Genomic DNA, 12,185 nt, shown 5'->3' with positions numbered 1-12,185 from the left:
AACGAACTAGTCCAGTAAGTCATCTTCAATACGGGCTAACTCGTCTTGCAATTTTGCCATAAACTTTAACTTTCGAATTTGATCTGCAGCTAATAATGCATCAGCCTCATCGCTTGATGCGAGCAATGAAGTTAATTTTTTGGATAACGTCGCTTCGAATTCAGCAAAAGAGTCATATAATTCATCAACTAGCTCTTGGGGCTCTTGGCTATGTTGAATATCTTCTAATGCTTCACGCCACTCCATTTGCTGCATTAAAAATGCACCATCTTTAAGTGTTGTGGTTTCATGGCTTAATTCTATGCCCCGTAAGCTCAACATGTGCTCTGCACGGCGCAAAGGATTTTTTAAGGTTTGATAACCGTCATTGACTTGCGAGGTCCGCTGAACCGACAACAATTTCTGTTGCTCAGAATCATTAGCAAACTTATCAGGATGAACCGCCCTTTGCAGTTCGCGGTAACGCTCTGCAAGTAAGGCGGTGTCGATATCAAAGGCAGGTTCTAAATTGAACAGATCGAAATAATTCATTGGCAGATATCATGCTTACTGTTTCGATAAAACGGCAAAAGTTAAGGGTTAAACGGTAAAACTCTCACCGCAACCACATTCACCTTTTGCATTCGGGTTATTGAACTGGAAACCTTCATTTAGGCCTTCTTTAACAAAATCCAGTTCAATACCTTGCAGATAAATAAAGCTTTTAGCATCGATGATGATATTGACACCATCGATAGTATAAACTTCATCATCGTCATTGAGTTCATCAACAAACTCAATGACATATGCCATACCTGAACAACCCGATGTTCTCAATCCAAGGCGTAAACCTAAGCCTTTTCCACGGTTAGCAAGAAACGATTTTACTCGGTCTGCCGCCGCAGGTGTCATTGAAATAGCCATCTATACTCCAGGCATTACTTAGCTTGTTTGGTTTTATACTCTTCAATTGCCGCTTTAATGGCATCTTCTGCCAAAATTGAACAATGAATTTTAACCGGTGGCAATGCTAACTCTTCAGCAATATCAGCATTTTTGATGGTTGCTGCTTCGTCAACGCTTTTGCCTTTAACCCACTCGGTTACCAGTGAACTTGATGCAATCGCACTACCACAACCGTAGGTTTTAAATTTTGCATCTTCAATAATGCCATCTGCACTGATTTTCAATTGCAGTTTCATTACATCGCCACACGCAGGTGCTCCCACCATGCCGGTCACTACAGATGGATCGTTTTTGTCAAATGAACCAACGTTACGTGGGTTTTCATAATGATCGATTACTTTTTCGCTATAAGCCATGATATTGCTCCTAAATCTTTGTCGTTAAACGATTAATGATGTGCCCATTGAACTTGGTTCAAATCAATACCATCTTTGAACATCTCCCAAAGAGGAGACATTTCACGTAACTTATCGATTGATTCAGTTATCGTTTTGATAGCATGTTCAATTTCTTCATCGGTAGTAAAACGACCAATTGAGAAACGAATTGAGCTGTGTGCCATTTCATCATTTAACCCTAAAGCACGTAAAACGTAGCTCGGTTCTAAACTGGCTGAAGTACAAGCTGAACCTGAAGAAACGGCCAGGTCTTTTAACGCCATCATTAGTGATTCACCTTCAACAAAGTTGAAGCTTACGTTAAAGATACCGCTGTAGCGTTGGTCCATATCACCATTGATATAGGTTTCTTCAATGTGCTTGATGCCGTTCCATAACTTGTCGCGTAAACGGGTGATACGTGCGCTGTCTTCAGCCATGTCTTGTTTAGCGATAGCCGCAGCCTCACCTAAACCAACAATTTGATGCGTTGCTAAAGTACCACTGCGCATACCACGCTCGTGTCCACCACCGTGCATTTGCGATTCAAGACGAATACGAGGCTTACGACGAACATAAAGTGCACCGATACCTTTAGGACCATACATTTTATGGCCAGAAATCGAAATTAAATCAACCTTTGTGGTTTGCACATCGATAGGTAATTTACCGGCACTTTGCGCAGCATCCATGTGAAAGAAAATGCCTTTTGAACGGCATAACTCACCGATGGCATTAATGTCATGAACCACACCAATTTCATTGTTAACATGCATAATGCTAACTAAAATGGTGTCATCACGCATGGCCGCTTCTAAACGTTCCATCGGAATAATGCCGTTAGCTTCTGGCTCAAGGTAGGTGACTTCATAACCTTCACGCTCTAACTGACGACAAGTATCTAATGTCGCTTTATGCTCAGTTTTGCTAGTGATGATGTGCTTGCCCTTTTTATGATAAAAATGAGCAATGCCTTTAATCGCAAGGTTACTTGATTCAGTCGCGCCAGAGGTAAATACAATTTCACGATGATCTGCATTAATTAAATCGGCAACTTGATTACGCGCAACATCAACCGCCTCTTCAGCTTGCCAACCATAACGATGTGAACGAGATGCTGGATTACCAAACACACCGTCCATTGTCATGTGTTGCACCATTTTTTCTGCGACACGCGGATCTACAGGGGTTGTTGCGGCATAATCTAAATAGATAGGAAGCTTCATAACACACTCCGTACTTAGCAGTCTCAGATGAGGCTACATACAACGTACAAATAATAATTATTTATCAATCAACACAGTAGAGTTACAAACTCACTCTATGTTCCTTTTGCATTTCGTCTTGCTTAAGCGAGATAAATTGAACATCTCGTTTTTGCATTAAGCCAGCAAGCGAAATACCATCTAAAAACTCAGAAATTTGTTTACTTAAGTCGCCCCATAAAGAATGGGTCAGGCAACGTGTACCACTTTGGCAGTTACCTTGTCCTTGACAGCGAGTGGCGTCTACAGATTCATCAACGGCATGCACGACCATACCCACTGAAATATCGACGGCTTCTAAGCCTAAACGATAACCACCACCCGGTCCGCGAACACTCGACACTAGGCCATGTTTACGCAACTTTGCGAAGAGTTGTTCAAGATAAGACAAAGAAATACCCTGTCTTTCAGAAATATCGGCTAACGGCACTGGGCCTGCAGCTGAGTGAATAGCAACATCTAACATAGCTGTCACTGCATAGCGACCTTTTGATGTAAGTTTCATAACTTGTACTGCTCCCAAAAAGTATGCAGTAATTTGACCATACCCGACTAAATTAGTCAAGTATAAGTCCTACTAAAATACTCAGGTATTATGGTATTTCTTATAACAAAAGGTTTCATTTTTCGCGGGGGTATTTAACCTTTTTATCCGCTAAGATTCAATGCCGATAAGGTAATTAATCGCAATATCGGCCATTTTTTTGACCTGAATCTACAATGACTTAGAAATCGTCAAATGCTCGGGTCAAATTGGTCTATCTCTTGTTTACGATGACTTGCAGCATTTCGTTCAGCTTCATCAAAGGCATCTACATTCAATTCTGGCAACTTTTTAGTACACACATCACCGCCCATTTGCTGAATCGCCTGGCATAACTCCTGAACTTTAGAGTCCATTAAATGCATGTGATCAAGCATTTGGCCAATGGCATTTGCTACAGGGTCTGGGTTATCAGGCGACACAGCATAAGCATCAAAGCCATACTTTTTGGCCATTTCGGTGCGGCGCTCGTTTTTTTCTTTTGACTGGTTAGTGGGTGATGCAACCACTCTACCGGGGATCCCCACTACAGTGTGATCGCTTGCCACATCTTTTACTACCACTGAGTTCGAACCTACTCGCGCACCATCATGCATTGTTATAGGGCCCAATACTTTAGCGCCAGCACCAATCACCACATTATTGCCCAATGTTGGATGGCGTTTACCCGCTTGCCAGGTGGTACCACCTAAAGTCACACTGTGATACAGCGTGCAATCATCGCCAATTTCGGCGGTTTCACCAATAACGACCCCCATACCATGGTCAATAAAAAAGCGTCGTCCTATCGTGGCTCCAGGATGAATTTCAACACCGGTTAACCAACGCGAAAACGTCGATAAACAACGTGCAGTAAAATGCCATTTAGCCAACCACAATTTATGACTCACACGATGGATCCAAATGGCATGCATACCCGGGTAGTTAAATAAAATCTCAAGGGTACTGTTTGCAGCAGGATCGCGATGATAAATCGATTCGATATCTTCTTTAATTCTAGCAATAACGCCCATGGTGTATTCCTTAGGGATTAATCTTGTTGGTCCATTTTTTTATCAACAGAACTCAAAATGCCTCGCAATATATTCATTTCTTGCGATTCAATACGCGCACGAGTAAATAAACGGCGAAGCTTGGTCATCACTTGACCTGGATGATTTTTTATCACAAACCCGGTTTTAGACAAGGTTGACTCTAGATGCACAAAAAATCGTTCGAGTTCAACGGTTAACGGGTATTCCTCGGTCACGACTGGCGCTTCAGTTTGAGCTAAATGCGCCACACGGGTTTCATAACAAATAATCTGTACTGCTTGCGCTAGGTTTAACGAGCTGTATTCTGGATTAGCAGGTATCGCGACATGATAAGTACACTGCTGTAGCTCTTCATTGCTTAAACCATGATTCTCACGACCAAACACAATGGCAACAGGACCATTTAAACACTCTTGAGTGAGCTTTTGACCAGCCTCTCTTGGGTCAAGCATTGGCCAATCTAAAGTACGGCTACGTGCACTAGTGGCAATCACTAAGCTGCAATCTGCGATAGCATCTTGCAATGAGTCAACTGTGGTAAGGTTTTTTAATATCTCTGAGGCACCTGCAGCAAGCGCAATTGATTGACCATCAGGCTCAACGCGCGGCTCCGCAAGGTATAAATTTGATAAGCCCATGGTTTTCATTGCTCTGGCAGTAGAGCCAATATTACCAGGATGAGATGTTCCAACTAAAACAACACGAATATTACTGAGCATTTACGACTTTCTTTTAACAAAAAATATTGCTCGTATCTTAACACAGTCGTTGTTTATTACGTTATATGAAAATCTGCATTTGATATAATCGTTAAATTAAGTATAATGCTGGCGCTATTTTACTCGTTCTTTAACATCCAGGGGATTGCAATGCATCCGATGCTGACTATTGCCACGCGCGCTGCACGCGCTGCGGGCCAAACTATTATGCGCGCCTATACTGAACTTGACCGTGTTGAGGTTAGTAGTAAAGGTATTAATGATTTTGTGACTAGTGTAGACAAGGAAGCAGAAGCAACTATTACTTATCAAATTCGTAAATCTTACCCCGATCATACGATTGTGGGCGAAGAAAGCGGTGAAAACCGTGGCGACAATAAAGATTACATTTGGATAGTAGATCCTTTGGATGGCACCAACAACTTCGTTCGTGGTATCCCTCACTTTGCGGTTTCTATCGCAGTTCAATATAAAGGCAAAATTGAAGTTGCTGTAGTTTACGACCCGGTTCGTGAAGAGTTGTTTTCTGCTGTGCGCGGTAAAGGCGCAAAACTCAATGACTTCCGGATCCGTGTGACTAACGTTAACGACCTTAGCAATACCATTATTGGTACTGGATTCCCTTTCAAGGCGCGTCAACATACCGAAAGCTACATGGCTATTTTGGCTGAAGTTTTCCCAATGTGTTCAGATTTACGTCGTACAGGTTCTGCCGCGTTAGACCTTGCTTACGTTGCTGCTGGCCGTTTAGATGGCTTCTTTGAAATTGGCCTTAAGCCATGGGACATCGCAGCAGGCGACTTAATTTGTCGTGAAGCTGGCGGTACTGTAACCGATTTTATGGGTGCACATAACTACATGGCATCGGGTAATATTGTTGCAGGTAGTCCAAAAGTGACCACGCAGCTTGTTAAAACCATGCGTCCGTTACTAAACGAAGGGTTAAAGCGCTAAGCTTATATCTCCTGGACAAAACAGAATTAAAAACCGCGAATGGCTTTATGCCCTTCGCGTTTTTTTTATCTCTGAAATAAACTAAAGTTGAACTTGATCACTGTGCAAATGAGCTTAAGTCACCGATAATGTTGCTTCATCAACTGACAGATATCAACTATGCCATTATATAAAGCTAAAGACTTAAGCATTAAATCCTTAAAGAGCATTGAACATTTAGTCCTCTTTATTATTGCTCTAGCTACCTTATTTGCCATCGGCGAAGAAATCCTTCATATGATCCATATTCGCACCGTTGAATTAGCCGACTTACTCTTGCTGTTTATTTATCTTGAAGTGCTCGCCATGGTAGTTAACTACATTGAGTCAGGCAAACTGCCAATCCGCATGCCACTGTACATTGCCATTGTGGCATTAGCGCGATACCTAATTTTAGACATGAAAGGCATGGAAGATTGGCGTATTTTGGCCATATCGTTATCTACTATCTTATTAGCGTGTACCGTTATTGTGATTCGATGGGGTCAGTTAAAAATGCCTTACCCGAAAAATCAAGATTACGACAATTAACATCACGTGATTACCACCGAGTCGAAACCATATTAACTTCACCTTAGCCCTTGCTTAACCAAGTAATTGTGCTAACAATAAGATTAATAGTAGCAAGCAATAGACTCTTAGTAGCAACAGTAGCAAGCAATTAGTAGCAACAGTAGCAAGTAATAGACTGAAGCAAACAATAGAATGAGTAGTAGCAAGCTGCAAAAATAGCCATTATTAGTGTTTTGATTTTCAAGGAGCGACAACATGGGCCAAGAGCCAACAGGATTTGACGAAAAACGTGGTTCACTTCGAGTCGATATGGAAGCTGAGCGCATACGTTTAGATTGGATAAGCGCTCAAGGTGAGTCTTGCCAGGATTATGGTATTTGTATCGACTTAGCCCGAAAAGGGGTTTTATTGGATTATAAATCTGCCTTTAAAGTAGGTGACTTAATCGCAATTACCTTCAACGAAAACACACCAAAGCAAAACACTATTAAAGGGCAAGTATGTCGGTGTACAGAATGCTCGCCCCATAGTTACCATGTAGCACTTCAATTAATTTAATTTATTGAATATGTTATGCAGTCTTACGGGGCTGCTCTATACTCATAAAAAGTACATCACTGATTGGCTATGTTACTTAAGCTTAAACCTGAGAGGACCCAGACATGATATTGCTTGTTGGTGGAGAAAAAGGCGGCAGTGGTAAAAGCTGTTTAGCCCAAAATCTTGCGGTTTATATCACTCAAAAGTTTGATGCTAATGTACTCATGGTAGATTGTGATCCACAGCGTACAACCTCTGACTGGATCCAAGCTCGCAACAATGACCCTAGCCTCAAAGCCATTAACTGCATTCAACTGTACGGTAAAATTCGTAATGATTTATTAAGTCTTGACGAGCGTTTCGACTATGTCATTGTTGATTGTGGTGGCCAAGACAACCTAGCGATGCGGGCAGCAATGTCTGTTGCAACGTATGTTGTGATTCCATTAAGGCCAAAACGTCGAGATTTAAAAACCTTACCACACATGGAAGACATGCTCAGCACCTGTAAAATGGTTAACCCCAAGATGGTGGCCACAATTGTCATCACTCAATGCCCTGCACTGCCCTCACAAGTTAAACGTATTTTAGAAGCCAAAGAAGTCGTGCAATCATTTGGTTTGCGAGCACTAGATTCAGTCACCTTTAGCCGTAATATTTATGATGACAGTGAAGAAAGCGGTTCATCAGTGCTTGAAATCGAACCCGATGGCAAAGCCGCTGAGGAAATCCGCTCAATTGCTGATGAGCTTTTTGCTATACCACCAGAAAATCGCTATGAGTTTAACTGATCTTAAACGCAAAAAACCAAATGACCCTCGTAAAAAGGTGTCTGTAGATGATTTTATTGAAGATGCTAACAACTATGCATTAGGTAAATCATCTGGACAAACTGCGCCCAGCCAAACTACAGCACAATTTCTAAAGGGGCTCGATAAAAAGAGCACCAAAATTTATCGCCATGCCACATTTACACTCACCGAAAAAAGCATTGCTCAACTCGACGAAATCGCAAAAACCACTAAAGTTGCCAAATCAAAAATCCTCCGATTACTGATAGATGAATTTTATCAGCAACAAGACACAGCCCAATTAACCATATTGAGTAAGTCGTCACGTTAACCACACGCCATATCCCTTAATATTATTCACGCCTGCTAAATTAGCAGCATTACAAAACCACGGTTAGGATACCTAACCGATATGGCTACCTTGAGAGAACTCATGTCGTTGATTTTATTACTCACGCAACAAATGTGCGTGTATTTGGTTATTGTTTATTTAGTCAGTAAAACACCGCTCTTTAAGCTATTTGCTGAAAGTTCAAAACGCTTACCCCACAAATTTTTTATTTACGTGGTGTTTTCACTTTTTTGTATTATGGCCACCTATTTTGGCGAACAAACCACTGGCGCTATCGCCAACACACGGGCAATGGGTGCGGTACTAGGCGGGCTACTTGGTGGCCCAGTGACAGGTTTTTTTGTCGGCCTCACCGGTGGGTTGCACCGTTATTCTATGGGCGGATTTACCGATATCGCGTGTGCTATTTCAACCACCTTAGAAGGGCTGCTAGCCGGGTTATACAGTTATTATTTAAAAAAGGCAGGAAAAGAAGAGTCCTTATACAACCCTGCCTGGGTTTTTATGGTGACATTTGTGGCCGAACTGCTGCAAATGAGCCTTATTTTATTGATTGCAAAGCCATTTGAGCAAGCATGGGCATTGGTTTATGTTATTGCCCCTCCCATGCTGTTAATTAACTCATTAGGCGCGGCCATGTTTATGAGCATAGTGCGCGATCAAAAAACCATGTTCGATAAGCTGTCCTCGAGCTTTTCAACCAATGCCTTAAAAATTGCCGAGCGCAGTGTTGGCATTTTATCGAAAGGGTTTAATGAAGAATCGAGCCAAAAAGTGGCAAAAATAATCATAGAAGAAACCCGCGTAGGCGCTGTCGCGATTACAGACCGACACAAACTATTAGCCTTTATCGGTACTGGCGCAGACCACCACCTTCCCAATACCCCGATTTCTTCTAAGATCACCTTAGATGCTATATCGCAAAATAAGGTGATGTTTGCCGATGGCGTTGACACAACTTATGCCTGTTCAATTTCAAAACACTGTAATTTGGGGTCAAGTTTGGTCATTCCACTGCGCAGTAATGATGAAGTGGTAGGTACCATTAAGTTATACGAACCTAAAAACAAACTGTTTTTAAATATCAATCGTACCCTAGGTGAAGGTATAGCAAGATTATTATCAAATCAGATCCTATATGGACGCTTTGAACAACAAAAAAGCCTGTTAATGCAGGCAGAAATTAAGTTACTCCAAGCCCAAGTCAACCCTCATTTTTTATTCAATGCCTTAAATACCATCAGTGCCATTATTAATCGTGATCCCAAAATGGCGAAAAAGTTACTACAACAATTGTCACAATTTTTAAGGATTAACCTCACACGCACAACAGGACTTGTCACCCTAGCCGATGAACTCGAACACATTGATGCATATCTCGCCATTGAACATGCAAGGTTTATCGATAAACTCAAGGTAAGTATTACTATACCCAAGGTATATCACCATCACAAAATGCCCGCTTTTACCCTGCAACCATTAATTGAAAATGCAGTAAAACATGGAACATCTCGCATGCTTGAAGCAGGAATAATTAACGTTGAAGCAAACACAGATGGCAATGATTTACTCCTAAAAGTCATCGACAATGCAGGACTGTATAGCCCTGCATCCAATACTGAAGGTCTAGGGATGAACTTAGTACACAAGCGCCTACAAAATCTGTTTGGGACACAATATGGAATAACAGTCACAAGCCAAGATGAAGAATTTACGTGTGTACAGGTTCGTATCCCACTTGAAAAGAGCACATTATGATCCGGTGTTTAATTATTGATGATGAGCCATTTGCCCGCCAAGAAGTGGCCTACCTACTCGAGAAACATCCAGACTTTAACGTGCTAGGCCAATGCGGTAATGCCATCGAAGCTCTGCAGCAAATAAACCAGCAAAAGCCGGACTTAATTTTCGTGGATATTCAAATGCCCAGGATCAGCGGCATGGAATTAATAGCCATGTTAAACCCAGAGCAAATGCCGCGAATCGTATTTATTACCGCTTTTGATGAATACGCCGTAAAAGCGTTTGATAACAATGCATTCGACTATTTGTTAAAACCGATTGATGAAAATCGTTTTAATCAAACTCTAGATAAAGTGCGCAGTAATATGGCGCCACAATCAATAACACATATATTACCTAGCCAACTCACTCACTTGCCGTGCTACACAGGCAATAAACTCAAAGTTATCGCTACTGCCGATGTTGAATTTATTGTGAGTGATATGGGCGGTATTCATGTGCATTCAAGTAAAGGGTTTTCCCACACCCAGCTCACGCTAAAAGCCCTTGAGGAAAAAACGCCGTTATTTCGTTGTCATAAACAATACCTGTTGTCGCCAAACGCCATATCTGAAATAGAAATCACCGACACTGGCGCTGAAGTCACAACACACAGTGGCACTCACGTACCGGTATCACGCCGTTATCTTAAAGAGCTCAAACAGTTACTTGGATTTCAATAGACAATATAATTAAGTGATGCAACGCACGCTTTTTAACTAGCCACACATTTCATCCCCACTATTTGCCGCTTAAGCAGTCAATTCTACCTGTCACTGCAATGCTCCCCTTTAAATCGCCTAAACACTTTACAATTGTGATACTAAATAAAAGGGGAGATATAAAAATGACTTGGTTTCTACTCTGTGTTGGCTTACTCATCGGTGGGTATTTTATTTATGGGGCCTTTGTCGAAAAAGTATTCGGCATCAACACCCAAAGAAAAACACCTGCATTTACTCAAACTGATGGCGTCGATTACGTGCCAATGTCAAAGAGTAAAGTGTATCTAATTCAATTGTTAAACATTGCTGGTGTGGGTCCTATTTTTGGCCCAATCTTAGGTGCTTTGTATGGTCCTGCTGCCATGTTATGGATTGTATTGGGTTGTATATTTGCTGGTGCCGTCCACGATTACTTCTCAGGTATGCTATCGGTTCGTAACCATGGGCAATCGGTACCTAACTTAGCCGGTAAATACCTGGGTAAAAATGCCAAACACTTTATGAATTTGTTTGCCATTATCTTACTATTACTTGTTGGCGTGGTATTTATCTCTGCACCTGCAGGTCTTCTAAGCAAGTTGACTGGCTTTGATGTTGCCATCTTTGTTGGCATTATTTTTGTTTATTACCTAGTGGCCACAATTGTGCCAATCGACAAAATCATCGGTCGTTTTTACCCATTTTTTGGCGCACTTTTAGTCTTTATGTCACTTGGATTGACTGTCGCGTTGATGCTGTCATCTGAGCATACTATGTTACCTGGCTTTGAAATGGGTGACTTCTTTACTAACCTTAACCCTAACGACATGCCATTATGGCCTGCACTATTTATTACGATTGCATGTGGTGCAGTATCAGGGTTCCACGCAACCCAATCTCCATTAATGGCTCGTTGTGTTGAAAACGAATCAAATGGTCGCTTTGTGTTTTTTGGTGCCATGATTGGTGAAGGTGTTATCGCGTTGATTTGGTGTGCCATTGCTTTATCATTCTTTGGCGGTGTTGAAGGGCTTAATGCTGGTATGGCAGGCAACCCAGCTAACGTCGTCTATGAAGCATCTAACGGATTGCTTGGTGCATTTGGTGGTTTCTTGGCTATTCTTGGTGTCATTGTGCTTCCAATCACATCTGGTGACACCGCGTTTCGCTCTGCTCGTTTAATCTTGGCTGAGTTCTTCAACATCAAACAAGTTGAATTACCAAAGCGCCTCTTGCTGGCTCTACCTTTATTTGCAATCGGTGCAGTATTAACTCAAGTCGATTTCGGTATTATCTGGCGCTATTTTGGTGTTGCAAACCAAACCACAGCAGTATTGATGCTATGGACAGCAGCTGCCTACTTACTTCGGCATAATAAATTCCACTGGATTTGTTCTGTACCCGCGATGTTTATGACCTGTGTTGTGATTAGCTTTATGCTGAACTCATCTACATTGGGTGCAGGCTTGCCTATGACCGTTTCTACCCTTGCCGGTATTGTCACAACAGTAATAATTGCAGCGCTGATTATCATTAAAACTAAAGGTAAAGGCGATATTGATTCAGATGATGAAGACAACATCACCTTAGCTAACGAACAATAACTTTCTCCCTCTCATGACAAAC

The 12,185-nt window shown here is 41.7% G+C and carries 15 protein-coding genes; 8 read left to right on the top strand and 7 right to left on the bottom strand.

What is annotated here, in order from left to right; all coding sequences use genetic code 11:
- Positions 1-6: 6 nt before the first annotated feature.
- The 7 genes from hscB to trmJ all read right to left on the bottom strand — a co-directional run bounded on the left by hscB (position 7) and on the right by trmJ (position 4,884).
- Positions 7-531 carry a co-chaperone HscB gene (gene hscB, locus IEW93_RS05060; protein ID WP_188737578.1) on the bottom strand — a complete coding sequence of 175 codons (525 nt, stop codon included), beginning with the start codon at positions 529-531 and terminating at the stop codon, positions 7-9.
- Positions 532-579: 48 nt separating this feature from the next.
- A complete protein-coding gene (gene iscA / locus IEW93_RS05055) occupies positions 580-903 on the bottom strand; it encodes an iron-sulfur cluster assembly protein IscA (RefSeq protein ID WP_188737575.1) in 324 nt (107 codons plus the stop codon).
- Between the two features lie 14 nt (positions 904-917).
- Positions 918-1,301 (bottom strand): Fe-S cluster assembly scaffold IscU, encoded by a 384-nt coding sequence (iscU, locus tag IEW93_RS05050; RefSeq protein WP_188737573.1) that lies wholly within the window; start codon positions 1,299-1,301, stop codon positions 918-920.
- 32 nt (positions 1,302-1,333) lie between these two features.
- Positions 1,334-2,548 carry an IscS subfamily cysteine desulfurase gene (locus IEW93_RS05045; RefSeq protein WP_188737571.1) on the bottom strand — a complete coding sequence of 405 codons (1,215 nt, stop codon included), beginning with the start codon at positions 2,546-2,548 and terminating at the stop codon, positions 1,334-1,336.
- Between the two features lie 82 nt (positions 2,549-2,630).
- A complete protein-coding gene (iscR, locus tag IEW93_RS05040; RefSeq protein WP_160054303.1) occupies positions 2,631-3,092 on the bottom strand; it encodes a Fe-S cluster assembly transcriptional regulator IscR in 462 nt (153 codons plus the stop codon).
- 230 nt (positions 3,093-3,322) lie between these two features.
- Positions 3,323-4,144, bottom strand: a complete 822-nt coding sequence (gene cysE / locus IEW93_RS05035) for a serine O-acetyltransferase (protein ID WP_188737569.1) — start codon at positions 4,142-4,144, stop codon at positions 3,323-3,325.
- A 17-nt stretch (positions 4,145-4,161) separates the two neighbouring features.
- Complete coding sequence (gene trmJ / locus IEW93_RS05030) at positions 4,162-4,884, bottom strand: tRNA (cytosine(32)/uridine(32)-2'-O)-methyltransferase TrmJ (protein WP_188737567.1); 723 nt, start codon at positions 4,882-4,884, stop codon at positions 4,162-4,164.
- A gap of 150 nt (positions 4,885-5,034) precedes the next feature.
- Between trmJ and suhB the strand changes: the two genes are divergently transcribed.
- From suhB to IEW93_RS04990, 8 genes are all read left to right on the top strand, one after another.
- Positions 5,035-5,838: an inositol-1-monophosphatase gene (suhB, locus tag IEW93_RS05025; protein WP_188737565.1), complete on the top strand. Its 804-nt coding sequence runs from the start codon at positions 5,035-5,037 to the stop codon at positions 5,836-5,838.
- A 159-nt stretch (positions 5,839-5,997) separates the two neighbouring features.
- Positions 5,998-6,408, top strand: coding sequence for a phosphate-starvation-inducible protein PsiE (locus IEW93_RS05020; RefSeq protein ID WP_188737563.1), 411 nt, complete (start codon positions 5,998-6,000; stop codon positions 6,406-6,408).
- A gap of 237 nt (positions 6,409-6,645) precedes the next feature.
- The gene (locus tag IEW93_RS05015) at positions 6,646-6,948 is read left to right on the top strand and encodes a PilZ domain-containing protein (protein WP_188737560.1); all 303 of its coding nucleotides are present in this window, start codon (positions 6,646-6,648) and stop codon (positions 6,946-6,948) included.
- A 104-nt stretch (positions 6,949-7,052) separates the two neighbouring features.
- Positions 7,053-7,721, top strand: a complete 669-nt coding sequence (locus tag IEW93_RS05010) for an AAA family ATPase (protein WP_188737557.1) — start codon at positions 7,053-7,055, stop codon at positions 7,719-7,721.
- Positions 7,708-8,052, top strand: a complete 345-nt coding sequence (locus tag IEW93_RS05005; RefSeq protein WP_188737555.1) for an SPFH domain-containing protein — start codon at positions 7,708-7,710, stop codon at positions 8,050-8,052. Before IEW93_RS05010 ends, IEW93_RS05005 begins: the two co-directional genes overlap by 14 nt.
- 102 nt (positions 8,053-8,154) lie before the next feature.
- Positions 8,155-9,831 carry a sensor histidine kinase gene (locus tag IEW93_RS05000; protein ID WP_188737553.1) on the top strand — a complete coding sequence of 559 codons (1,677 nt, stop codon included), beginning with the start codon at positions 8,155-8,157 and terminating at the stop codon, positions 9,829-9,831.
- A complete protein-coding gene (gene btsR / locus IEW93_RS04995; RefSeq protein WP_188737551.1) occupies positions 9,828-10,538 on the top strand; it encodes a two-component system response regulator BtsR in 711 nt (236 codons plus the stop codon). The genes IEW93_RS05000 and btsR overlap by 4 nt, the downstream gene beginning before the upstream one ends.
- A 164-nt stretch (positions 10,539-10,702) precedes the next feature.
- A complete protein-coding gene (locus tag IEW93_RS04990) occupies positions 10,703-12,163 on the top strand; it encodes a carbon starvation CstA family protein (RefSeq protein WP_188737549.1) in 1,461 nt (486 codons plus the stop codon).
- The last annotated feature ends 22 nt before the right edge of the window (positions 12,164-12,185 follow it).

It is taken from the genome of Shewanella inventionis (assembly GCF_014641855.1).
Lineage (GTDB): Bacteria > Pseudomonadota > Gammaproteobacteria > Enterobacterales > Shewanellaceae > Shewanella > Shewanella inventionis.
The sequence above is the reverse complement of the archived record's forward strand: the minus strand, read 5'-3'. Positions and strand labels throughout refer to the sequence as shown.

What these genes read in the sequence shown, in the direction of transcription:
- cysE (WP_188737569.1), bottom strand. Translation starts at nt 4,144, where the DNA reads ATGGGCGTTATTGCTAGAATTAAAGAAGATATCGAATCGATTTATCAT.
- suhB (WP_188737565.1), top strand. Translation starts at nt 5,035, where the DNA reads ATGCATCCGATGCTGACTATTGCCACGCGCGCTGCACGCGCTGCGGGC.
- iscU (WP_188737573.1), bottom strand. Translation starts at nt 1,301, where the DNA reads ATGGCTTATAGCGAAAAAGTAATCGATCATTATGAAAACCCACGTAAC.
- IEW93_RS05020 (WP_188737563.1), top strand. Translation starts at nt 5,998, where the DNA reads ATGCCATTATATAAAGCTAAAGACTTAAGCATTAAATCCTTAAAGAGC.
- btsR (WP_188737551.1), top strand. Translation starts at nt 9,828, where the DNA reads ATGATCCGGTGTTTAATTATTGATGATGAGCCATTTGCCCGCCAAGAA.
- IEW93_RS05005 (WP_188737555.1), top strand. Translation starts at nt 7,708, where the DNA reads ATGAGTTTAACTGATCTTAAACGCAAAAAACCAAATGACCCTCGTAAA.
- IEW93_RS05045 (WP_188737571.1), bottom strand. Translation starts at nt 2,548, where the DNA reads ATGAAGCTTCCTATCTATTTAGATTATGCCGCAACAACCCCTGTAGAT.
- hscB (WP_188737578.1), bottom strand. Translation starts at nt 531, where the DNA reads ATGAATTATTTCGATCTGTTCAATTTAGAACCTGCCTTTGATATCGAC.
- iscA (WP_188737575.1), bottom strand. Translation starts at nt 903, where the DNA reads ATGGCTATTTCAATGACACCTGCGGCGGCAGACCGAGTAAAATCGTTT.
- IEW93_RS05015 (WP_188737560.1), top strand. Translation starts at nt 6,646, where the DNA reads ATGGGCCAAGAGCCAACAGGATTTGACGAAAAACGTGGTTCACTTCGA.
- trmJ (WP_188737567.1), bottom strand. Translation starts at nt 4,884, where the DNA reads ATGCTCAGTAATATTCGTGTTGTTTTAGTTGGAACATCTCATCCTGGT.
- IEW93_RS05010 (WP_188737557.1), top strand. Translation starts at nt 7,053, where the DNA reads ATGATATTGCTTGTTGGTGGAGAAAAAGGCGGCAGTGGTAAAAGCTGT.
- iscR (WP_160054303.1), bottom strand. Translation starts at nt 3,092, where the DNA reads ATGAAACTTACATCAAAAGGTCGCTATGCAGTGACAGCTATGTTAGAT.
- IEW93_RS04990 (WP_188737549.1), top strand. Translation starts at nt 10,703, where the DNA reads ATGACTTGGTTTCTACTCTGTGTTGGCTTACTCATCGGTGGGTATTTT.
- IEW93_RS05000 (WP_188737553.1), top strand. Translation starts at nt 8,155, where the DNA reads ATGTCGTTGATTTTATTACTCACGCAACAAATGTGCGTGTATTTGGTT.